We start from the raw sequence: 21,580 nt of genomic DNA on the forward strand, positions 1-21,580 counted from the left end.
CTGGCGTTCTATGTCCGTTCGTTCAGTGAGCTGGCACTTGTTATTGCTTTGATAGGGATGATCTCATACGAGGGTTCAAAGAATCTGAGACACAAGATGTTTGTCCTGGCAAAGGATAGACGTACTCTCTGGAGGATCTTTGCTCGCTCCCTCGCCATGCTCGTGATCTTCCTCGGTCTCTTCATCAGCAAGGAGGCCGTGTTGCTGGTCGTCGGGAGTCTCCTGTTCCTCTTCTTCGCGATCGATGTTCTCAGAATGACAATTCCCAGATTGGAAACGGTGCTTCACGGAGAGGTCCTGAAGGATGTGAAGTTGCTGCAGGAACAGGAAAAAGGGACAATCTCGTCCTATACCATTTTCTTGCTTGGTGTCTTTCTTTCTCTCCTGTTGTTCCGCCCACCCGTCACCTATGCAACGCTCGGTTTCTTGTCCATAGGCGGCATGACTGCAAGAATTGTCGATATAAACTACGGGAAGACACGCCTTTTCAAGAAGAGCAAGACCACGCTTCAGGCATCGCTGGCCTTTCTTGGTGTATGTCTCAGTGTTGCGTATTTCCTGTGGATAGCGAAGATCTTGTCTCTGTGGATCGGACTCATTGGGGCTTGCGTTGCCACGCTGGCCGAGATATTCCCTTCGCAGCTCGATGATGACCTGAGTGTTCCGGTCGTTTCGGGCGCCATCATGGAATTTGTTCTCAGGCTTATCGCCTAGCGAATAGCTGTGTATCTGGCTGATTGCTTCTTGCTGTAGGGAAGACTTGCCAGATAGATCCAGTTGAAGAGCTGTCCGATCCATCCGTTCTTTTGGAATCTTCTTGTCGAGGAAAAGACGCTTCTGGTTCTCAAGTAGAAATGCCTGGAGGTGTGGCTGCACGCTTGAAGCATCTTCGTGTCTTCTCCAAATGTCAGGGTCTCGTCATATCGCAGGTCCTTCAGCAGATCCCGGCGTATGCATTGGATGGATCGCGTCGTGTGCGTGAGATAGTTTGCCAGGTTGAAGAAGCGATACCACCCCCTGGCGAGTCTCGAATCGGGCGTGGGAAGGAGCGAAACCATGCCCGTTCCCAGGTTCCTGCCGGCATTAGCCTCAAGGAAACGATGAAGTTCTCTGAAAAAAGGCGTTCCAGGATAGGTATCGGCATCGAGAACAATCACCCAGCTGCTTATCTGAGAAATCAGATCTATACCCCTGTTCTTTGCTCTGGAGACGCCGGGTTCCGCTATACGAACAACCTTGAATGATGCCGGCGCGTATTCTCTGATGATGTCGTTTGTCCTGTCGGTGGAGCCGTTCTCTACAACAATGACTTCGAACTTGTCCCGCGGATAGTCAATGTCCTTGAGGGAGACGAGTGCTTTGCCGACATAGGCCTCTTCATTGTGAGCAGGGATGATCACCGAAAAAAAGAGAAACCCTTCGTCCATTTTCATCTCCTTTCTTGAGGCGAAGCATAATCACAAGGGCCAAATAGGACAGCATATGGCCGGCAGGAACCAACCAGCGGAGAGCATCATCCAGCCAGATCTCTGTCGGTCGGGGCGGGCCATGCTGTTATCTTAGGCTGTGGACCTCCCTACCGCTTCGCAGCACGCCAGAGCGTGGCGATCCGTTCCTCTTCTTCAGGGGTCAGCTTGTAGTTGGTGAGGTGCGGTGACTGGACGACGTGCATGTTCCACAGCTCCGCGTCCTCCAACAGCATAGCTCGTGTCAGGCATCCTTCCTCAGGGGTCAGACGGACGTCGTCCAGCGTAATATCGACCGAAGGCACCGTCGGGCCCGGCTGATGACTCACCCACGATTTCTTGCCTTCGTCCGGGATGACGCGAGCGTCTGTCGTCAGAATCCCGTGTGCGACGATGCCACCTGTCCCCGGATGGTTGCCGTCCAGGCGCCAGATGTATACCTCATCGTCCGGATATATCTCTTCTACGGCGCGTTTCTGCCGTACATGCCATGAGATCTCGGCATAGTTGCGAAGATAATCATCAAAAGCGGGAAAGTCCTTGGGACTTCCCTGAAACAGCCAAGTCGGCATATCGTACCTCCCGTGTCTGTGTCTGATAGTACTGTACGTCATCGCTCACATTCATCAAGAGAGGAGTCGAAGGTACCGCTCTGACTTGTCATGGGTTTATGCGTCCGGCAGACCGACTCATAGCCAAAAACCCCGCACGAGGCGGGGGTTTTCTTCAGGAAGGTATGCTGCAGATTCTAGAACAGGTAGATGACACTGACACTCATCTCGACGTCCAGGGTCCCGGCTTCGACAGGTGCTGGTGCGCTGGCCTTGGGGACCGCCGAGTTGGCTGCATACATCGGTTGTGGGCTAAAGATGTTCTCGTTCACGTTGACCGTCTGGACGGACAGGATGGTCTTGCCGGCTGCCTTGGCGACGACGTCCGCTGTCTTGCGGGCACTGGCCATGGCGAGGCTGAGGGCGGCGAGCTTGGTCTGTTGGAGTGTTGCATCGTCGACTTCGAAGGAGATGCCGCTGACCGTGTTGGCGCCATTGTCAGCGATGAGGCTGACGGTCTTGCCGGCGTCGTTGATGTTGCGGACGGTGACTGTCATGGTGTGGTTCATGTCGTAGCCGTCGAGGACGTTCTTCCCGGTCGTCTTGTTCCACACATACCTGGGCTGAAGGCTGTATCCGGTGGTCTGGATGTCTTCTTCCTTGATGCCAGAGGCCTTGACGGCAGCCGTGATCTTGCTCATGGTGGCATCGTTCTCAGTCTGCGCGGCGCTCGCCGTAGCTTCGCTGGTAAGGACGCCGAAGTCAATGCGCGCGATGGTGGGTTTGACCGTGATCTTGCCGGTGCCAGTGACGCTGACTGTTGGAACCGTCGCCGTCGTGTCAGCCTTGACGGGCTGTCTGGCACCGAGGGTCGGCGAGAAGGCAATGATGGCAGCAATAGCTATGATGGCAATGGACTGCAGTGCAACAGATGCAAATCTCTTCTTCATGGCATACCTCCTGTGTTACGCTATCAGAATGTGCGCCTGCTCGTTCGGCAAGTCGCGTTTCATGTTCACTGCTAGGACGGTCGGTGTGCCCGGGAAGTTCCCGGGATCTGTGAAACCATCTCCTGGAGTGACAGCGTACATGTCCCAGCGTACTCCTGCTCAGCCCGTTACCCTCTTGACGCCGTGCGTTTTTGGAGGTAGTCGGGGTACCGAGTATACTGCATACAGATTCCTTGAGGATACGATTGATTCTTGCGTGGCACGAAGGTCCGTGGTTCACAGGAGGTACCCCATGCATCATAAACGAAGCATGTTCGCTCTCATCCCATTGGTCATACTCGTCGCGTTCTTTGCCGGCTGTGCTTCCAAGACGACACCGACCCCTGTACCCGTTCCTTTAACGGGCGGCAACAACATCACCGTCACAGCAGCAGGAATGGCATTTGACACTAACTCTATTACAGTATCTGCGGGCGCGCATGTCACGATCACCTTCCAGAACAAAGACAGCGGCATCCCACACAATATGGCATTCTATACGTCAGCGGCGGCGACAACCATCATCTACCAGGGAGCAAGGACGACGGGTGTGTCGACTGTCACCTACACGTTCGATGCGCCGACAGCACCGGGGACCTACTTCTTCCGATGTGATGTACACCCGGCAACGATGACAGGAGATTTCATCGTCCAGTAGGAGGCGAGATTGCAGGCTGGTGCAACGCCTGCGCTGACTGAAAGTCCACGTCGGCTGTAGTCTGCAGCTGCACGATGCCGTGGCTCAACTTCTCGTTCCACTCGTCGATGACGTCGCGAGCTTTCGCATCGTAGTTGCTGTGGGCGTCCTTCACCAACACGACGTCATACCCCAGTTCGTGCGCACCGTTGCAGGTGGCTTGGACACAGCCGTGGGTCACGAGGCCTGCGACGACGACATGGTGCACGTGCAGGGCATCCAGCTCTGCCTTGAGCGTCGTGTCCTCGAACGCGTTACCGTGGTGCTTATGGATGAAGTGGTCGGTGGGGAGTGGCGTCAGGGCGGGATGCAATTTCCAGCCGTCTGTCTCCTCCACCAGCTCCTTGTCATTGGAATGCTGGACATAGAAGACCGGGACCTTCGCCGCACGAGCCTTGTCCACGAGGAGCCGGATGTTTGCGAGCATCTTCTCAGCCTCGTAGATGGGAGTGGTCTTCTCGAACAGGTCCCTCTGGACATCGATGATCAGCAAGGCGGTCCCGCCCGGGTTCTTCGGCACCTTTGCTCTCACGCGTTTGCTCGTACCCGCGGCCGTACGATGTGCTGGTTTCGCTGCCGACGTCTCACCGGACCAGACCTTTGTCCTCCTGCGGATGCCTGACAGGGCCCATCGGTAGTGGTCACCGGCACATGAGTCGACGTAAGAAGCCAGTGTGTTGATACCGATCCAGGCGTAGCGCCCGGGCGTGAACAGCTCCTCCTCAGACAGTGATGCGACTACCTCCAGCATGTGTTTGTGCGATGCGTCCAGCTGGCTCCTGACGTCGTCCAGCGCTGTGTCCCGGCACCGTTCATAGATGGCCTGGTTCAGCGCAGGCAACTGACTCCAGTTATACCCCTCGGCTGGGACGGCTGGCGTCTCGCCGCGCAGTTCCGCCTCATACCAGTCCATCAACATCTTCTGCCATTCCAACAGGTGTGCCAGGATATCCTTGATGGACCAGGTGCCGATGACTTCCGGCCGGACCATCTCCTCCGGTGTGAGCGATGCAAACTGCCGCTCCAGTGCCTCGTACTTCTTCTGAGCCTCATCCAGCAGTTGCTGTTTGTTGATCGGTTTTGGCATCGCTGCCTCCTTGCACATTGCTCTGTGTATCTGTCATGGCTATCTACTCTATGATACACCCTATCGCACGTTCCTCTTCATCGTACGGTGGCGTTGAGGATAGCCGAAACACGCTCAGAGCGGTCTCTCAGAGCCTCGCTGCCCCTGCCTTGATGGCCTGCTCACCCTTGGTCTTTACTTCCTCCATCTGTGTGGCCAGACCGCCCACGTAATACTCGAGCCAGCCGGTCATGTCCATGTCATGACTACGCACACGTTGCAGGGCTCCATAGTATGCCGAGGGATCCCGGTCATAGAATTCGCTGAAGGTGAACAGGCGCTTGAAGTCGTAGTTTCCACGGTACATCACCAACGTGGCCAGCAACCGAGCTGTGCGACCATTGCCATCGATGAAAGGGTGGATGTGCACCAGCTGGAATTGCGCTATGCCGCTGACCAGGACCGTGTTGATGCCCGTGCATGCGTTGAGCCATTTCACGAGATCGGTCATCAACGGTTGGACTTCCTCAGCAGGCGGAGGAGTGTACACGGTTTCCTTGGTCACCGAATCGACGACCAGATTCTGACCCAGCCGATACTGGCCAGGCGCCGCCGAGCCTCCACGCACGTCGGTGACCAGCCGTTTGTGGATCTCGCGGATCAACGCCTCAGTGATGGGCTCGCCGCTGCCGACATATTCAGCAACCAGCTCAAAAGCTGTGCGATAGTTGAGCAATTCGCGCACATCGTTCGGATTGGCATCTGGTATCGTCTGCCCAGCCAGCAGCTGGGTGGACTGCTCAAGCGTCAGCTGTGTACCCTCGATATGCGTCGTATAGTGTGCTTCCAGAGTGAGAGCGTTCGCCTGCATGTCGCGGATCCAGTCGTCCGACAGCTGTGCAGCTGACATAAAACCAACGGCGCCCTCGATACGCGTCAGATCCACAAGAATTGCATTGCTGATCGTGAATTTAGGCTCAAACATAGAGGCCTCCTTTATCTAGTATAGTCCAGCGGCGTACTGGTGCCAGCTTGCTGATTCGTCACTCCCGCGCAGGCGGGAGTCCATCCTATCCGCAGCACATCTTCATTCCGCCAGGAGAGCTCTGAGGTAGAGCTTGTTGTCGCAAGTTATGTCACAAGTTGTCGTGATGCCCCGGGATTCTAATGCGCCTGCCCCGTCGGAATGGCACATTGTCAGTCTTGATGGTGCCGGGGGTCCCTCTTGACATGTCGCTATCTTCTGGCATTATTCTAGTAGAATAATTCTAATGGATAGTGACGGAGGCCAACGATGCAAAACCCTTTCACTGACAAGATTGCAGCTGGAGACCAGTTTTGTGACCGTGACCAGGAGCGGGCCGAATTGTCCCGCCTGGCACGCGGAGGGCACAGTGCCGTGTTGCTCTCTCCACGTCGATATGGCAAGTCGTCTCTAGCTTTGGAGACACTCACGGATATGCGCGGTCAGGGCCTCCTGACGGCGTACGTTGATGTCATGCCCGTGTCGTCCGAGCGCGAACTTGTCGAGCGACTTGCGCGAGGAGTAGCGCAGGGGTTTGGTTGGGGCATGGCCCTCGGCCAGCTGCCACGGCAATTGGGCCGGCTGTTTGCTCATGTTCACCTCGAGTTCTCTCTCGACGCCACCGGCCCGAGTGTGTCTGCGATGTTGGATCCCCACACCGAAGTGCTTCAACTGCTGGAGGAAGTGCTGGAACAGACATGCAGATACGCTGAACAGAAGGGGCGTGGAGCATGTGTCGTTCTGGACGAGTTTCAGGAGATCACGCAACTGGAGGAATCTCGCGTCATCGAGGCCAGCATGCGCTCGGTCATCCAGCGACACCAGAGCGTCGCCTGGCTGTACGTTGGCAGTCGAAGGCACCTCTTGCGGTCCATGTTTGCCGACCGCAACCGGCCCTTTTTTGACAGCGCATCAATTATCGAGCTGCACGAACTCCCCGAGAAGGCCGTGGTTCCATGGATCACTGCGGCATTTGCCCAGACGGGCAAGGTATGCAGTGAGGCGACGGCTCGACTCATCCACAGCCACAGCAGAGGATATGCCTACTATGTTCAGCGGCTTGCCTCGACGGCATGGGACCTGACCGAGGAATTGTGCACGGACGGTATCGTGGATCAGGCCGATGCCATCCTGCTGCGCGAGCTGTCTTCGGGGTTTGAGATCATCCTGTCAAGTCTGTCGCTGGCCCAGAAACGGCTGCTGCAGGCATTGGCGCAGGCGCCGACCGACCAGCCGTATGCGGCGGACTTCCTCAGCAAAAGTCAGCTGTCCGTCGGGGCTGTCCAGAAGGCGATCCGTGCACTCATCGACCGTGATCTGATCGAACGGAGGTCGAACCAGAACTACCAGCTTGTCGATGCCTTGCTCGCACAGTGGCTAACGCAGCGACCGCCGACGTGGTAGTGCGTGACGTAGAAATCTGCAAAAGCGATCACGTGGCAAGTCCGACACTCATGATGGGAGGAAAAGATGGAAGATGGAAAGACGCCGACATTCAGGAAGTTCCTAAACCCCAACTTTGAAGTGCATCCCGAAGGTGACTACTGGGAGAAGATCAAGCCACTGAAGGCCAAGACTGCGCTGCTGATCATCGATGTTCAGAAACACGATCAGGATCTGGCTGTCGAGCTCAGGAATGCAGGCAACAGTTACCTGTACGACCGACTGAAGGAGACGGTCATTCCAAATGCCAAGCGACTCCTCACATTCTTCCGTGACCAGCAGATGGTCGTCACGTTTGCAACGCTTGGAAATCAGCGAGCAGACGGTCGAGACCGTTCGCCCACCCAGGCCAGACCGGGCTGGAACTATACCTTGCTGAAGATCGGCTCCAGGGACCAGGAGGTTGTCGATGACCTGAAGCCGAGAGAAGGTGAGATCGTCGTCTGCAAGACTACGGACAGTACCGTGATGGGCACCCAGTACGGCCATATCCTGAGATGGATGGGGATCGAACATGTTGTAGTCGGTGGCTTGTTCACGGATCAGTGCGTTTCCAGCACCGTGCGCGACTTGTCGGACTGGGGCTATACAGTCTTCCTGGTGGAGGACGCCACGTCGGCCATCAACGCCGATCTTCAGGTCTGGGAGACCAGGATCCTGAACCAGATCTACTGCAAGGTGGTCTCAACAGAAGAAGTGCTCCAGGACCTGGCAGCCCAATAAGAAGCGTACCGAGTTCTTCCACGTCGCACCCCCGCATATCGTAACACGTTCCGCTTCCTGGGTCATCAGACTCTTGATTTACACCGCATGCTGTGTAAAATGTCTATAGGAGGTCCAGAAGATGAGTATCCTCGTTCGCACGATTCATGGAAGACAGTATGCGTATGTCTCTCGACGCGAGGGCAAGCGCATGATCCAGACCTACCTTGGTCCCATGAGCAGGCCGGACGTTCAGGCTGCTGTCGACGGCTTGTTCGAAGAGAAGGGGATCCCTGAACGCCTGCGCCGTCTGTTTTGGGACACAGATCCCGAATCGCTGGATCTCTCCCGGCATGCGACCGCCATCATTGAACGCGTCCTCGAGATGGGAGACCTGCAGGACATGCGATGGCTGCAGCATCGTTATACCGGCACCGCGATCGCGCAGGTCCTGACGCTTTCCAAAGGACTCTCACCACGCTCGCGGGTATTCTGGAACCTGTGGTTCGGCAGGGAGGTGCCCTGTGCATCCTGAGTGCTTGCAGCCCGAAGCGGCGCATCTTCTGCCCGTCGTCGCCTCCGCCCTACAGCCATATGGCCCTGTCCTGGCAGGCGGTACAGCTCTTGCATTGCAGGTGGGTCACCGCGTGTCCGTCGACTTCGACTTCTTCACCGGGAACGAATTCGACCCTGTTGCCGTCGTTCAGGCTATGCAGGCAATATCGGCCGAGGTCCAGTCGCTGAAGTTGGAACCGGGGACGGCGGTGATGATCGTGGATGGGGTCAAGGTGTCGTTGTTCCAGTATCCGTACCCCTTTGCCGAGCCCATGGAGTTGTTCAACGGAACGAAGGTTGCAGGCATCGTCGACATTACCGGGATGAAGCTCATCGCCATCATGCAGCGTGGGGCCAGGCGCGACTTTGTGGATCTCTACACAGTGCTCAGGACGACACCATTTCGCGTCGTCGCGCACAACGCCATCCAGCGCTTTGGCCCGACCCTCATCGAACCGGTCATCATCGGCAAGGCGCTTGCCTGGTTTGCCGACGCAGACGAGCAACCCGATCCCGTGTACCTCGGAAAGCCCCTGCAGTGGTCGGTCATTAAGCGATTCTTCCGCTCCAGTGTGTCGCAGTTTGTCCTTGACCTTGAGGCAGAACGGGTAGACTCAGTGCGCGGGCAACTGTAGACGACATCAAGACGATATTTCAGAACGAAAGGGAGTGTAGAGTTATGAATGAGGTGAACGAGGTTATCAGGCAGCTCCGGGAGAGAAAATCGGTACGCATCTTCGAGGACAAAGCCGTGCCCGATGCTATCAAGGACGAGGTGATCGCGGCGGCCTTCGAAGCGCCGACTGCCGGCAACATGATGTTCTACACGATTATCAACGTGACAGATCAGAAGGTCAAGGACCAGCTGTCGGTGCTGTGCGACCATCAGCCCTTCATCGCCAAGGCCCCGCTCGTTCTCGTGTTCCTTGCCGATTATCAGCGCTGGTACGAGACCTACCGGGCGGCCGGACTGACGGTGCGCAAACCAGGCGTCGGTGACTTGATGCTCGCCTGTGCGGACACGTTCATCGCCGCCCAGAACACCGTCGTGGCCGCTCAGTCGCTGGGGCTCGGTTCCTGCTACATCGGGGACATCATCGAGAACTGCGAACAGGTACGGCAACTCCTGTCGCTGCCCGAATTCGTGATGCCCGCGACGCTGGTTGTCTATGGGTATCCTACGAAGCAACAGCTCGACCGCAAGAAGCCGGTGCGTTTTGGCAAGAGGCATATCGTCCATGAGAACGGTTACCGGAAAATGGAACCTGATGAGCTCCTCGGGATGCACAGCGAGCGGGGCGACAAGGAGAGCATCGATGCGCTCTGCAAACGCAAGTACATGTCCGATTTCAGCGCCGAGATGACCCGGTCGGTGGTGGAGTATCTGAAGAACTTCAGCGACCGGTAACGCTCAGGCAGAGAAGCTGTCGCTCCCCCCCGAGCCTTTCTGTTCAAGGTGAGGGGTGCTTTCGGCGCAGGCGGGAGTCCATCCTATTCACAGCACCTCACTATCCTCTTGGGCTCTTCTATCGGAGTACTGTCTTCACGTAGTTTCTGACGCGGCCCTGATTCTCCAGGTCATTATCGGCCTTGAAGTAGAGTTGTATGAACTCCAGGGTGTCGCTCTCTGGCCAGTAGGCGCAGATGACGCGCAGTCCGGTCCGACTGCCTTTGCCAGGAATTGATGCGCACGCCATGTGCTTGACCTTGTAGAGGTGACAGCCATTGGCCCCGTAGTTGCTCATGATGACGTAGCCGTCATCATATGACTGACCGGCCTTGCCCAAAACACACAGCCAGACATGAAGAGCCTTGGTGAGGACTGCAAGGTCTTCATCAAGGCTCGGGTAGCGTTTCTTGAGATGCTTCAGGTCGCCGTCGAATTCCGGCGTGTATGGTGTAGCCTTAAACATCTTCAGTGTACTGCCGCCGAGAATACGGCGGGGTGCGATAGAATGCCAAGTCGTAGTCGATGACTTGACCATCTTCTGTGGCAAGCCATGGGACATCTCCATGGGAGTATGCGCTGATCTCCGTGCCATTCTTGTCGGACAACTGGCAAAGCACATCCTCGATGACTTGAAGCTCTCGTCCCGACAGGACTGAGAGGTCTGGCGCTCTGCGGGCCAGGTACTTGGTCTGGAATCGCTCAAAGTACTTGTTTTTGACCTCTGTCAGGTCTCCGTCCTGTTCCATCCTCTGTACGATCTTGGTGAACTCCATCGGTGTCGGGCCATACTGGTTCTTCTGATACCGAGCCCCGATCAGTTGTTCCTCATACTGCTCGTAGTAGTCGAAATCCATGAAGTACAGAAGCTTGTAGACAACAGTCCGGCCAACATTGGGCTTGGCGCCAACCTTGTTCAGGATGTAGAGCAGGACCTCCTTGAACTTGTCCACCTTCTCCTGCGGGACACTTACACGCATCGACTGAACGGGTTCCTCGCTCTCCCTCACTCCCTGGATAACCACCTCTGGTTCCTTGTCTGGGTTCAGCAGATAATCTGCAGGAGTCTCCAGAATATCCGACAGTCTCTTGAGATCACTTGCCGAGAGCTTTCGCTTCCCGGCTTCCATCTGCGACACCGTCACTCTTGAGATACCTAGTAGTTCTGCAAGCCGTTGCTGGCTGTATCCCAGCCGTTCCCGTATCGACCGGATTCGTTTACTGAGGAGCCCGTCGAAATCGCTGACGTTGTCCATGGTGAATCCTCCTCTCAACCCTTCCCTTTGCATTATGGATATGTAATGTATTATGTCAATGAGGTGTAACGTATGCTGACAGTTTCATGGTCGTTCGCCGCGCCCATTGCCGCTGGAAATGCTGTCGGCGTCTCATGGACAAGGATTCTTGGCTTCGGGCGAACGACAAGACACGGCCAAGTTCGTCACTCCCCCCGAGCCCTTTTGTTCAAGGCGAGGGGTGCTTCTCCAGCATCAACTCTTTGCACCATGAAGTACAAAATCAGCCAAGACTAGAGTTGTTGACTTCCATTTCAATAACTCATCACTATCTAGCACTTTTAGACTTATAGGTCAAATACTATTGCATCAGTATTGGTCATGTAGTATACTCAGATGGGAGGTGATCCATGATAGACAGGCCAATCTATATGAAAACGCTGCAAGAATTCCGGGACAAGAAGGTCATCAAGATCGTGACCGGTATCCGTCGTTGTGGAAAGTCTACTCTGTTATTGATGTTCGCTGAGTATCTCCGCAAGAGCGGCGTATCAGAGGATCACATCATCCAGATGAACTTCGAGTCTTTCCGGTGGAAGGATATAACTGACTCTCAAAAACTGTACGATGCTGTAGCTGACAAAATCGTTCACGGTAGCAGAACGTACATCATATTGGACGAAGTTCAGATGGTACAAGGATGGTCGAAGGCCATCGATTCTTTCCTTGTTGACTTCGATACAGACATCTATATCACCGGTTCCAACACCTACCTCCTGTCATCGGAGTTCTCCACTCTTCTGTCCGGTCGCTATGTAGAGATCAGAATGCTCCCTCTCTCTTTCCGAGAGTTTCTTGATTTCAATACATTCGCATCTAACGTCTCTGTCGATGAGAAATTCCAGAAGTATCTGCAGTTCGGCGGAATGCCCGCCATATCAGAATACGATTTCAACCAGGAACGCATCAATGATGTGCTGCAGGGGATCTATTCGACAGTTATCTTGAAAGACGTGCTGGAACGCAACAAGATCGCAGACCAGATGCTCCTGAAAAAGATCGTTGCATTTCTTGCAGACGATGTAGGTAACATAGTATCTCCCAACAGTATCAGTAATTTCCTTGCGAGCCAGGGTGGTATCAACAAAGACAGAAAGAATCCTGCCAGTAGAACCGTTGAGACATATATCGGCTATCTGCAGAACGCGTTTGTCTTCTACAGTGCACAGCGTTATGACATCAAGGGTAAGCAGTATTTGAAGACGCTCGGCAAGTACTACATTGTTGATACGGGACTGCGAAACATGCTGCTCGGTTATCGCGACACGGATCGTGGTCATATCCTGGAGAACATAGTCTACTTTGAGCTTTTGCGCCGTGGCTACCGCGTATCTATCGGGATACTCGGTGGAAAGGAAATAGACTTTGTTGCAGAAAAACCAGAACACATGATGTACGTGCAGGTCGCTGAGTCCATAACTGGCGTAGAAACACGTGAGCGTGAGCTGGTGCCACTTCAGAACATACCAGACAATTACGAGAAAATAGTATTGTCCATGGATAAAAGTTATGTCACCTCCTATGCTGGCATTAAGGCAGAAAACATCATAGATTTTCTGCTCGAGTAAATGCCGCGCAGGATCCCAATCCGTCACTCCCGCGCAGAATAGTCCGTCACTCCCGCGCAGGCGGGAGTCCATCTTGTTGCATTTAGGACTACAATGCTTTGTATAGAAAGACCCGCAAGGTTCAGGGAGGGATCATGACGTTCAGGGCATCGGTGGAAAGGTATCTGGGTGCGGTCGCGCAGCAGTATCACCGCGGCGACGCGCGCGAGGAGTCGTACTATGACGTGCTCAAGCAGCTCTGGGAGGAGCTGGGGTCACAGCTCAGCAGCGCGCACGCGACACTGACCGTCCTCCCTCGTCAGACCGAGGCTGGCAACCCGGACATGCGTGTCTGGAGCGGTCAACAGCATGTCACGGGCTACATCGAGGCCAAGGAGCCGGGCGTCACCAACCTGGACCACGTCGAAGTCAGCGAGCAGCTCAAGCGGTACCGTACAGCCTTCCCCAACGTCATCCTCACCAACTTCCTGGAGTTCCGCCTCTACCGCTTCGGCCAGCCGATGGGCCAGCCCGTGACCATCGGGTCGCTTCAGGCGCTGCAAGCGGGCATGAAGGTACCCTTGCAGCATGAGGATCAGTTCCGCGACTTAGTTGAACGGTTCTTCGACTTCCAGTTGCCCAAAGAGTATACGGCCCAGACGCTGGCGGTCGCGCTGGCGGACCGCACGCGTTTCCTGCAGCAACAGGTGCTGGCACAGCTGCTCGACGATGAGGACCACAAGCTGGGCAGCGAGCTCGTCAACCTGATGGCCGAGTTCAAGCAAGTCCTGATGTCCGACCTGACCAGCGACACCTTTGCCGACCTCTACGCGCAGACCATCACCTACGGCCTGTTCGCGGCGCGCATGCGCGTGACCAGCACCTTTACCCGCGAGACTGCGCTCAATGGCATCCCGGCGACCATCGGCATCCTGCGCCGCCTGTTCAAGTACATCTCCATCGGCGATACTCCCGAACGTCTGCGCGTCATCATCGACGATATCGCGGATGTGCTGGCAGTTGCTGACACGAATCTGTTGTTCAAGGGTTACGGCAAGAACGGTCGTGACCCGGTGGCCGACTTCTACGAGACCTTCCTTGGCGAATACGACCCTGCCAAGAGGAAGCAGCACGGCGTCTACTACACTCCCCAGCCCGTGGTCAGCTACATCGTCCGCAGCGTTGACCAGATCTTGCGCGACTCCTTTGGCAAGCTCGACGGCCTGGCGGACCCCAGCGTCACCGTCCTCGATCCTGCAGCGGGCACCATGACCTTCCCTGCCACTGCCGTGCGTCTGGCTGCCGCAACCTACAAGGCCAAGTACGGCGACGGTAGTCTGGACAGCTGGATCAAGGGGCATGTGCTGCGCGACTTCTACGCCTTTGAGCTGATGATGGCCCCGTATGCTATCGGTCATCTGCGCATGGGTACCCTGCTCACTGAGCTGGGCTACACCATGAGTCCCGACGACCGCTTCAAGTTGTACCTCACCAACACGCTGGAAGACACTGTTGTTCAACCTGGTCAGTTCGGTTCCATGTCGGGGCTTGCTGAGGAGTCATTGGCGGCTGGTGCCGTCAAGAGGCGTCAACCAGTCCTGGCTATCATGGGCAATCCGCCGTACTCGGGCACCAGTTCCAACAAGGGCGCGTGGATTTCAGCCCTCATCAATGACTACAAACAGGTAGATGGAAAGCCCCTAGGCGAGAAGAACTCCAAAATGTTGCAGGACGACTATGTCAAGTTCATTCGCTTCGCACAGTGGAAGATTGACCAAGCGGGCGAAGGCGTCCTCGGGTTCATTACCAACCACAGCTATCTGGACAACCCGACCTTTCGGGGCATGCGTCAGTCGCTGATGACATCCTTTGACCAGTTGCACATCCTCAATCTGCATGGCAATTCTCTCAAGAAGGAACAATGTCCCGACGGCAGCAAGGACGAGAACGTGTTTGACATCATGCAGGGAGTAGCGATCGTTCTGGCCGTCAAGCACAACGGCGTCCCCAAAGGTATGTGGTATAGCGATCTATGGGGCAGCCGCGACGCCAAGTACACGGCTCTCAGCGGTGGACAGATGACCCAGACAACGTGGCAGGAGCTGACACCAGGCGGCGATAAGTACCCGTTCGTCCCGCAGGACACGACACTGGCGGTAGAATACGAACGATGCCCGAAAGTCACGGACATTTTCAAGGTCCAGAGTGCGGGTCTGTACACGTCTCGTGACAACTTCATCATCAAGTTCTCTGCTGAACAGGTTTGGAACACGGTTAGCGAATTCTCGCGAATGTCTCCAGAAGAGGCTCGCGAAACGTTCCGTCTCGGCCCTGATTCTGGCGATTGGCGGGTGGCCGATGCTTTGAGAGACGTAGTCGAGAGCGGACCTGAAAGGTCGAGAGTAGTTCCGATCCTCTATCGACCATTTGACGTGCGTTATACGTACTACACGGGCCGATCATCAGGCGTAATCTGTAGACCCAGAGCAAATGTGATGCGTCACATGCTGGAGCCAAATCTTGCTCTGTGCGTTGGTCGCGCTGGGCAGGTCGTTGGGAACGGCGCTCCGTGGAATGTGTGTTGGTGCAGCGACTGCATCGAGGATTACAACTTGTTCTACCGTGGTGGCAACGTCAATATGCCACTCTATCTATACGAGAAGTCTGGCGCTACAGCTATCCGTTTGTCACTCTTCGACCACCAAGGGAGTAGCGCACCAACGAGGGTCGCCAATCTGAGATCTGAGGTCCTGAATGCTGTCTATGAGTCCTTGGGAGAGCCTGTTCCCCCTGAATTGGTTCCTGCTTATGTCTACGCCATTCTCAACTCGCCGGCCTACCGCGTTCGGTATGCCGAGTTCCTCAAGTCCGATTTTCCGCGCATCCCGTTCACCAAGGACCGTGATACCTTCGTTAAGTTGGCTGACTTGGGTCAGCAGCTCATCGACCTGCACCTGATGCGTTCTCCGGAGCTCGACAACCCTATCAGTCGTTTCTGCGGCAAGGGCGACAGCGCCGTCACCAAGGTTGAATACGACGCAGGCCTCGGTCGCGTCAGCATCAACCCCACCCAGTACTTCGATGGTGTCACCCCCGACCTCTGGGCCTACCAGATCGGCGGCTACCAAGTTCTTGCCAAGTGGCTCAAAGATCGCAAGGGTCGCTTCCTCACCAGTGCCGACACCATCCACTATGCCCGTATCGTCACCGCACTCTCGAAGACCATGAGCCTGCAGCTCCAGATCGATGAGCACGTGAGTGGTTTGTCTGCCTAGAACCCAACAGTTGACGAATTCCGAGAGGAGCCGAGGCGTGTGGGAGACGGACAGGACCACAAGTGGCACTAGCAAGGGAGACGGTTATCCCCGAGAGACCCGAGGACGTGACCGGACCAACAGACCATTCTCTGCGACGGCCTTTGAACAGGCACTCGGATGGTTGTTAAGGGGGGCCAGTCTCGTTTGGGAACTCGTACTAGCCTTCCTCTTGCTGCAGTTGCTGAGCAAGTTGTCATCCGATTGGCCAGCATCGATCTCGCTCATTTGTCTCCTTGCGGCCCTCAATCTGTTCACGGAATGGTTCACGCGCATTTGTTGGTTGGCTGTCCGTCGTGAGGATGTCTTCAGCCGACTCAGCGTACTCTGGGTTCTGGGGCTTGGCATAGCTATTGGTGCCGTCTATCTTAGGGCTATTCCTCTCGGCGTGAGTGGTCATCTGGACTGGTTCTTGGCGATCGTCGCAATAGCTGAAATCGTGGCAGTTCCGCTCTTCCTCGTGACGACAGGCTTCATTAGGCTACCGCGCAGCTTCTGGTTGTTCACTGGCCGTCAGCTTGTTGGGTTTGCCACTGCCACGTCTGTTCTTCTAATATTTCTGGGGGCATATGGCAGAAAAGAGAATATGTTCACGCCGCATTCCAGTCTTTGGGAGTTAGCCAACTCATTTGGCCCGCTGATAGTCCAAGGAGTCAAGAATCTGGTGTCGGGGGAGACACTTGGTGCGGGCGCAAAGACCGCTGACGTTCTGGTGTATATGGTTGGCTGGATTGTCTTTGTCCTGATCGCGGGCGTCGAAGTATCTCTCATAGCAGATCGTGCTTCAGAAGAGATGGCGCGAATTCAGAGCAGTACAACGCGAGCGCATAGGGCTTCCGCCGGACGCCTAGAAGGCAGGTGGAGGTGGCCTCGCAAAGGTGCCGACTAGGCTAAACGCTATTCAGATACTCAAGTACAAGTTCATTGTCGTAGTAGAAGCCTGACACTAGGGCATTCCACGTCGCTGTATCAATAACCCTGTCCACCCTGAACAGTTTCTTGTAGAAACAGGTTTGCTGATTGCAGTGGCAAATGTCGTTGCTGCATCGATGTTCATGTTGTGTTGACTGTGCATCCGTGCTGCACCATCGAGACGAGAGAAGCATCTCACAGTGACATCGCATCGCGTATGGGCATAGCGATTCATAACATAGCCAAGGTTCTTGTTGAAGTGTCGCAGCTCCTCAATCTGGATTGTCTTTGCCCCATCGCATACTGATCATGGCATCTCCGTCGATTCGGGAGTGGGACGCATGAGATGCAGGAGCGGACCAGACCGTCAAGATCGGCGTGCAGCAAGTTTATGCAGCCATCGAAACCCTTCCTCTGTCAGCCGACCGTGAGAGTCAATCCATCCCCGATGTCTGAGATCGTTAGTGAATGCGGAGGGCAATTCTGGAGCAATGACATCAAAGCGACGTTCGATGTCAACAGGACTTGCTGACAGGATGTAATCTGCAGAAATGGGCTCGACGATGTGCTCGGACGCGTAGTTGAGGAATCCTGCAGAGCCTCGACTCTCGGATGGGTCTGCAGTTGCGTCATCCATGGGCTCCACTGTGGCCAAGTGGCGACGCAGGAAACTGAGCTGGGCTTTCGCGTCGTTCAGTTGTCTCTCTTGTTCCCGCATTTGCTGAGCGAGACTCTGCTTTTCGTTGTCCTGCAGCTTCGCCTTCTTCATCAGATCTTCGAGCAGACGATCGTGCTCCTGTTCTGCCTTCTTGACGGCGCCCTCTTCAGACTTGACCTCTTCTTTGACGGCTTGGATCTGACCGCCCCCGTTGACTCTGTTGGCGATGCCAGTGTATTCATCGTCAAGACGCTTCAGCCGTTCACCAAACCCAGACTCGATACGAGCCAAAATCTCTGCCATGCTTTGACTGAAATGGTAAGTGTTGTCATAGAAGGCATTGCTCGTTTCATTCGCTTTGAAGTAGAACAGGGCTGACATCAGGACTGCGAATAGGGCCAATAGAAGGGACAGTAGGTCAGTGAAACTGAATCTGGTGAGATCGATTCTCCACTGTGCTGTTGCCAGTTTCCATGCGACAATGATTCCGAGGGCAGCCAACAATGCAAGTCCAATCCACCCTCGCGGGTCGCGACTCTTTCTTGGATCGACTGGTTTCTCCATCTCGCCTCCAATTATCAAACTACGCTTCGTCGGCACTGCCTGCAATCCATGATCCGTGGTGTCAGCCGTACGCAGCATCCCGGCTCAAATGTATACCTCGAAGTCTATAGTAACCAAGGAACAACCTTAGGTCACGCATGACGTCGTAGACCAAGGAGGGCAGGTTGCCGACACTCCCGCATTTGTGAATGCGGATGCCTTCGCGTACTTAGATTCAGTGATGTGCCCCCTTGTGGCGCGGTTGACTCGCCTTCTTGCGCAATTGCCTATTCTTCTTTTCCTGCCGACGGCGTTCCTCTGACTTCAGCCTGACGTAGTCTCTACCCTCCTTCGTGTTCATTTGGGACGCATGAGCTGCTTGTTCAAGCCGTGCTGTTTCTTGTGCAATTTGCCGTTGGAGGAACGAGATAAGCCGGACAGAGTACAGTGGCTTCTGTTCGTCGGGGACCTTGTCGAAGTCGTCCATGGTCACTCTTGCAGTCGCTTTCCCAGCAAGTGCACGCTCGTAGTTGTCCAGTTCCTGCTGGACCGCCATTCTGGTTTGGGCAATCAGCGGATCGGCATACTTCCGCATCGTCTCGTGATCGACTACGTCGAGGCCGTTTCCAAACGGTGAGTCCAGCATAGACTCATAAACCGCCTCTGGGTTAGACGGGGTATCCCCAAAGAGCGTGGTGAAGCGATATACCGCTTCAGGCGTCCAGCTAACGGCCGACTCCGACCGCAGGACGTGGTTCAGAACATAACTCTGCGAAAGGAAGACTGTGGGTCGATGCATTGCCAGCCAGAGGACTTCGGCCTCGGCCTGACACTGGTGTTCATTCTTATAGGTTCCGCGTGCTTTGCGGTAGGTCTGAATCTCGTCTGCCAAATGAGTCAGTTCCGCAGAATCCACTGGGACGTTTTGCAGTTCCTTCGCGATATGGGTGATCTGCATTCCGAGGCCGGTGAGCTGTCTCTTCACGCACGAAGTGACCGTGAGGTGTTCATAGTCCCCCAGACACTCTCGCATGTAATCCGCGAAGCGAGGATTGCCACGTCCATCGGTTGCCCAATGGATGTAGCCGTCAACGAAGAGATTCGAGGATCCCTCGGATGAGCTAACCCAGGCAAGGATCCGCTCAGGCACATCGCCAAGTTCTTGGCCGAGCGTGATTCCCCACTGAGCATGTTCGCTGACTTCGTCAATCAGGGCCTCGGTCGTGGTGCAGCGAAGTCCGAGGCTGAGCATCCGCTGTACGAGGTCTAGCGCGTAGGCGTTGTCCCTGCACTCGCGAGCCAAAGCCTTGATGAGAATACTGGCGTCCATGACCCAGCACTTGTCCCGTGCGTGAGCAAGCCTCTCTGTGCTGCATTTGGGGTCAAGGCCTAACACGTGGTAGGCGAAGTAGCCCTGGGTTAGACTTGCCATGTAGGGTTTCATCTCGGGAGAAGGGTTTGTAAGCACGTTGACCATGAGTTCAAAGAAAGACCCCTGTTGCTCGGCAGGCAGGCTTGATGAGAAAGTATTGAGCAGAGCCAGTATGTCTGGAGCCTCTGCCAAATCGACGGGAAAGTCTTCCAACACGGTCCGCGCAATCTCTAAGCCTCGTCTCCGGAACACGCCCGACAGAACTCGGGCAGCCGTCTCCGAGATTTCTCTCGCCGCATCCGGAGTAGTTTCTGGATGTGCTCTTAGCACAGTATTGCGAGCCGCGGACAGAAAACGATCCTTGTTTTCCTGGCGTTGAGCAGTGGCCACCGCAACGGTTCTCCGCCCTTCGGGTGTCAGCGTCAGCAACGACTGGCCGGGACCGCTGAATACGGCGAGACCTCTAGATACTAGGTCGGTCGCCGTACCGAACAGAGACTCAGGGTCTACTGGAAGCCGGACCCCGGCTTTTTCGAGGAGGGCGTTGGGTAGAGCAACCAGTCCTATGGTGCCGGCTTCTGACGCTGCAAGCGCCAGAAGAATCAGTGCCCCGCAAGCATTTGAGACCGGATTGCCATCGGCAAGAAGTCTAAGACTAGTGAAGAGGTATAGCGAGGCAGCGGTCTCCGAGGAGCCGTCTTCGGGTGGAGCCTCAACGAGATAGCGAGAGCCGCGTTTGCAAACAAACGGATCGTATTGCTCCAGCAGTCTCAGCAACTGCACGTGGTGTCCATCCGGATTTGCATAGCCGATTATCCGAACGTTGTACTCCAGCAGAAGACTCTGAGCAACAGTGGTGTCAACGCCTGAAGCGAACATGAAGACAGGTCTCTTGGGAGATGCCACTTTCTTGGCTCGCTGCAGTTGTTCCAGAAAATCGGGATCGGTGGCGCTGTAGCCGACTATCACTACGTCAAACATCGAGAGTACAGCAAACAGTTTATCCGCAATGAAGTCCTTGGGCTTTCCATGTTCCAACTCTCGGTAATCCGCTCCCGTCAAGACGACATCGTGGGGAGTGCTCCAGTCACCATGGATCTTGAAGATCGTTCTCTGGGTGTCGGCGCGCATTGCGCTGAGATCATCTCGTGAATTCCGCCTGACGAGGAAGTCGGTCCTCGCCGACCGTAAGCTGTCCTCCAGAAGGTCATCGTAGTTGGTTGTTATGTAGTTTGAGAAAGGCCAACGTGCCAACTTGTGATAGAGTTGGCCTTGAGACCTAGGAGCTTGAGGTTTACACAGCCCTTCGAGCACATGCAGAAGTCTCGCACGCCCAAGGTTGTTGGAGAGTGTCTCGAACACGTTTGGATACTGATTTAGGACAGCTTCCTTCCTTGCCGCTGCAAGTGCTGTCTGAGGAAGTTCGGACTGACACTCCTCAAGGGCACCTAGAGCCAATGCGCTCCAGGATGGTACTCCAAGTTCACATGAAGGACCTGAACCAACCACCGCCCAACATTTGCCAGTGTTCAAGGCTTTTACAAGATCGATGTCCAGTTGAGGCATCTCTGTCCTCCCCTCTATGTCGCCAGTCGAGCCAAGCTCCTAGGGTAGTTCAGGCTTGCAATCGTATGTGCACGACTAGTATCAGGTGTGTGACGTGCTAAAACTTCTCCGCAAACTCTCGTGCTGCCTTGTCCAGGTCCTGGTCATCGACCTCTTCGCCACGGGTGGCCCAGGCGGGGAGGGGGAAGTTGATGAGGACGGGGGCGGGGATGTCGGGCTGGTGCACGATCATCGTGCCGGGCTTGATGATGGTGCTGCGCAGGCGGAAGGACTCGGGCAGGTAGTCGTACTCGGGGCTCTGGCTCTCGGCAAAGTCGAGGCGCCCGTTGACACGGATGCTGGCGTTGCCGGTGATGCGCTTCTCGACCCGGCTGGCGGACTGCTGGGCGCCGATGAGGATGACGCCCAGGGAGCGGCCACGCTCGGCGATGTC

The 21,580-nt window shown here is 55.5% G+C and carries 18 protein-coding genes and 2 pseudogenes; 10 read left to right on the forward strand and 10 right to left on the reverse strand.

The window, feature by feature from the left end; translation table 11 throughout:
- Positions 1-714: pseudogene (locus SMC5_RS10825) on the forward strand (glycerol-3-phosphate acyltransferase); the annotation flags it as partial.
- Here SMC5_RS10825 and SMC5_RS08945 read toward each other — a convergent pair.
- The 3 genes from SMC5_RS08945 to SMC5_RS08955 form a co-directional block, all read right to left on the reverse strand.
- Entirely contained in the window at positions 711-1,427 is a 717-nt protein-coding gene (locus SMC5_RS08945) for a glycosyltransferase family 2 protein (protein ID WP_119120430.1), read from the reverse strand. The pseudogene SMC5_RS10825 and the gene SMC5_RS08945 sit on opposite strands and share 4 nt — an antisense overlap.
- 149 nt (positions 1,428-1,576) lie before the next feature.
- Positions 1,577-2,038: an EVE domain-containing protein gene (locus SMC5_RS08950; RefSeq protein ID WP_165849058.1), complete on the reverse strand. Its 462-nt coding sequence runs from the start codon at positions 2,036-2,038 to the stop codon at positions 1,577-1,579.
- Positions 2,039-2,214: 176 nt separating this feature from the next.
- Positions 2,215-2,967: an SIMPL domain-containing protein gene (locus SMC5_RS08955; RefSeq protein ID WP_119120432.1), complete on the reverse strand. Its 753-nt coding sequence runs from the start codon at positions 2,965-2,967 to the stop codon at positions 2,215-2,217.
- Between the two features lie 292 nt (positions 2,968-3,259).
- Here SMC5_RS08955 and SMC5_RS10830 point away from each other — a divergent pair, with 292 nt between their 5' ends.
- Complete coding sequence (locus SMC5_RS10830) at positions 3,260-3,664, forward strand: cupredoxin domain-containing protein (protein ID WP_165846368.1); 405 nt, start codon at positions 3,260-3,262, stop codon at positions 3,662-3,664.
- On the opposite strand, the gene SMC5_RS08965 is transcribed toward SMC5_RS10830, so the two are convergent.
- On the reverse strand, positions 3,651-4,790 hold the full coding sequence (locus SMC5_RS08965) for an isochorismatase family protein (protein ID WP_165846369.1): 1,140 nt from the start codon (positions 4,788-4,790) through the stop codon (positions 3,651-3,653). The genes SMC5_RS10830 and SMC5_RS08965 overlap by 14 nt on opposite strands.
- Positions 4,791-4,917: 127 nt before the next feature.
- Positions 4,918-5,754, reverse strand: coding sequence for a Fic family protein (locus tag SMC5_RS08970; protein ID WP_119120434.1), 837 nt, complete (start codon positions 5,752-5,754; stop codon positions 4,918-4,920).
- Positions 5,755-6,063: 309 nt separating this feature from the next.
- Here SMC5_RS08970 and SMC5_RS08975 point away from each other — a divergent pair, with 309 nt between their 5' ends.
- From SMC5_RS08975 to SMC5_RS08995, 5 genes are all read left to right on the forward strand, one after another.
- Positions 6,064-7,197, forward strand: a complete 1,134-nt coding sequence (locus tag SMC5_RS08975; protein ID WP_119120435.1) for an AAA family ATPase — start codon at positions 6,064-6,066, stop codon at positions 7,195-7,197.
- A gap of 66 nt (positions 7,198-7,263) precedes the next feature.
- Positions 7,264-7,959 carry a cysteine hydrolase family protein gene (locus SMC5_RS08980; RefSeq protein ID WP_119120436.1) on the forward strand — a complete coding sequence of 232 codons (696 nt, stop codon included), beginning with the start codon at positions 7,264-7,266 and terminating at the stop codon, positions 7,957-7,959.
- Between the two features lie 121 nt (positions 7,960-8,080).
- Complete coding sequence (locus SMC5_RS08985) at positions 8,081-8,473, forward strand: DUF6922 domain-containing protein (protein ID WP_119120437.1); 393 nt, start codon at positions 8,081-8,083, stop codon at positions 8,471-8,473.
- The gene (locus tag SMC5_RS08990; RefSeq protein WP_119120438.1) at positions 8,463-9,128 is read left to right on the forward strand and encodes a nucleotidyl transferase AbiEii/AbiGii toxin family protein; all 666 of its coding nucleotides are present in this window, start codon (positions 8,463-8,465) and stop codon (positions 9,126-9,128) included. Before SMC5_RS08985 ends, SMC5_RS08990 begins: the two co-directional genes overlap by 11 nt.
- A 53-nt stretch (positions 9,129-9,181) precedes the next feature.
- Positions 9,182-9,901, forward strand: coding sequence for a nitroreductase family protein (locus tag SMC5_RS08995; protein WP_119120447.1), 720 nt, complete (start codon positions 9,182-9,184; stop codon positions 9,899-9,901).
- A 118-nt stretch (positions 9,902-10,019) separates the two neighbouring features.
- On the opposite strand, the gene SMC5_RS09000 is transcribed toward SMC5_RS08995, so the two are convergent.
- The gene (locus tag SMC5_RS09000) at positions 10,020-10,406 is read right to left on the reverse strand and encodes a hypothetical protein (protein WP_119120439.1); all 387 of its coding nucleotides are present in this window, start codon (positions 10,404-10,406) and stop codon (positions 10,020-10,022) included.
- Positions 10,399-11,196, reverse strand: coding sequence for a type II toxin-antitoxin system antitoxin SocA domain-containing protein (locus tag SMC5_RS09005; RefSeq protein ID WP_119120440.1), 798 nt, complete (start codon positions 11,194-11,196; stop codon positions 10,399-10,401). Before SMC5_RS09005 ends, SMC5_RS09000 begins: the two co-directional genes overlap by 8 nt.
- A gap of 389 nt (positions 11,197-11,585) precedes the next feature.
- Here SMC5_RS09005 and SMC5_RS09010 point away from each other — a divergent pair, with 389 nt between their 5' ends.
- From SMC5_RS09010 to SMC5_RS09020, 3 genes are all read left to right on the forward strand, one after another.
- Positions 11,586-12,803: an ATP-binding protein gene (locus SMC5_RS09010; protein ID WP_119120441.1), complete on the forward strand. Its 1,218-nt coding sequence runs from the start codon at positions 11,586-11,588 to the stop codon at positions 12,801-12,803.
- A 134-nt stretch (positions 12,804-12,937) separates the two neighbouring features.
- Positions 12,938-16,057: a type ISP restriction/modification enzyme gene (locus SMC5_RS09015; protein ID WP_119120442.1), complete on the forward strand. Its 3,120-nt coding sequence runs from the start codon at positions 12,938-12,940 to the stop codon at positions 16,055-16,057.
- A 37-nt stretch (positions 16,058-16,094) separates the two neighbouring features.
- Positions 16,095-16,985, forward strand: coding sequence for a hypothetical protein (locus SMC5_RS09020; RefSeq protein ID WP_119120443.1), 891 nt, complete (start codon positions 16,095-16,097; stop codon positions 16,983-16,985).
- Positions 16,986-17,375: 390 nt separating this feature from the next.
- On the opposite strand, the gene SMC5_RS09025 is transcribed toward SMC5_RS09020, so the two are convergent.
- From SMC5_RS09025 to SMC5_RS09035, 3 genes and pseudogenes are all read right to left on the reverse strand, one after another.
- Positions 17,376-18,230, reverse strand: coding sequence for a hypothetical protein (locus tag SMC5_RS09025; RefSeq protein WP_119120444.1), 855 nt, complete (start codon positions 18,228-18,230; stop codon positions 17,376-17,378).
- A gap of 214 nt (positions 18,231-18,444) precedes the next feature.
- Positions 18,445-21,147 carry an SIR2 family NAD-dependent protein deacylase gene (locus SMC5_RS09030; RefSeq protein WP_119120445.1) on the reverse strand — a complete coding sequence of 901 codons (2,703 nt, stop codon included), beginning with the start codon at positions 21,145-21,147 and terminating at the stop codon, positions 18,445-18,447.
- A gap of 97 nt (positions 21,148-21,244) precedes the next feature.
- Positions 21,245-21,580, reverse strand: a pseudogene (locus SMC5_RS09035) (ATP-binding protein); the annotation flags it as partial.

The organism is Candidatus Cryosericum odellii (genome assembly GCF_003570935.1).
In the GTDB taxonomy this organism is placed as follows: domain Bacteria; phylum Caldisericota; class Caldisericia; order Cryosericales; family Cryosericaceae; genus Cryosericum; species Cryosericum odellii.

Coding starts and splice junctions, on each gene's coding strand:
- SMC5_RS08945 (WP_119120430.1), bottom strand. CDS start 1,427: ATGGACGAAGGGTTTCTCTTTTTTTCGGTGATCATCCCTGCTCACAAT.
- SMC5_RS08950 (WP_165849058.1), bottom strand. CDS start 2,038: ATGCCGACTTGGCTGTTTCAGGGAAGTCCCAAGGACTTTCCCGCTTTT.
- SMC5_RS08955 (WP_119120432.1), bottom strand. CDS start 2,967: ATGAAGAAGAGATTTGCATCTGTTGCACTGCAGTCCATTGCCATCATA.
- SMC5_RS10830 (WP_165846368.1), top strand. CDS start 3,260: ATGCATCATAAACGAAGCATGTTCGCTCTCATCCCATTGGTCATACTC.
- SMC5_RS08965 (WP_165846369.1), bottom strand. CDS start 4,790: ATGCCAAAACCGATCAACAAACAGCAACTGCTGGATGAGGCTCAGAAG.
- SMC5_RS08970 (WP_119120434.1), bottom strand. CDS start 5,754: ATGTTTGAGCCTAAATTCACGATCAGCAATGCAATTCTTGTGGATCTG.
- SMC5_RS08975 (WP_119120435.1), top strand. CDS start 6,064: ATGCAAAACCCTTTCACTGACAAGATTGCAGCTGGAGACCAGTTTTGT.
- SMC5_RS08980 (WP_119120436.1), top strand. CDS start 7,264: ATGGAAGATGGAAAGACGCCGACATTCAGGAAGTTCCTAAACCCCAAC.
- SMC5_RS08985 (WP_119120437.1), top strand. CDS start 8,081: ATGAGTATCCTCGTTCGCACGATTCATGGAAGACAGTATGCGTATGTC.
- SMC5_RS09000 (WP_119120439.1), bottom strand. CDS start 10,406: ATGTTTAAGGCTACACCATACACGCCGGAATTCGACGGCGACCTGAAG.
- SMC5_RS09005 (WP_119120440.1), bottom strand. CDS start 11,196: ATGGACAACGTCAGCGATTTCGACGGGCTCCTCAGTAAACGAATCCGG.
- SMC5_RS09010 (WP_119120441.1), top strand. CDS start 11,586: ATGATAGACAGGCCAATCTATATGAAAACGCTGCAAGAATTCCGGGAC.
- SMC5_RS09015 (WP_119120442.1), top strand. CDS start 12,938: ATGACGTTCAGGGCATCGGTGGAAAGGTATCTGGGTGCGGTCGCGCAG.
- SMC5_RS09025 (WP_119120444.1), bottom strand. CDS start 18,230: ATGGAGAAACCAGTCGATCCAAGAAAGAGTCGCGACCCGCGAGGGTGG.
- SMC5_RS09030 (WP_119120445.1), bottom strand. CDS start 21,147: ATGCCTCAACTGGACATCGATCTTGTAAAAGCCTTGAACACTGGCAAA.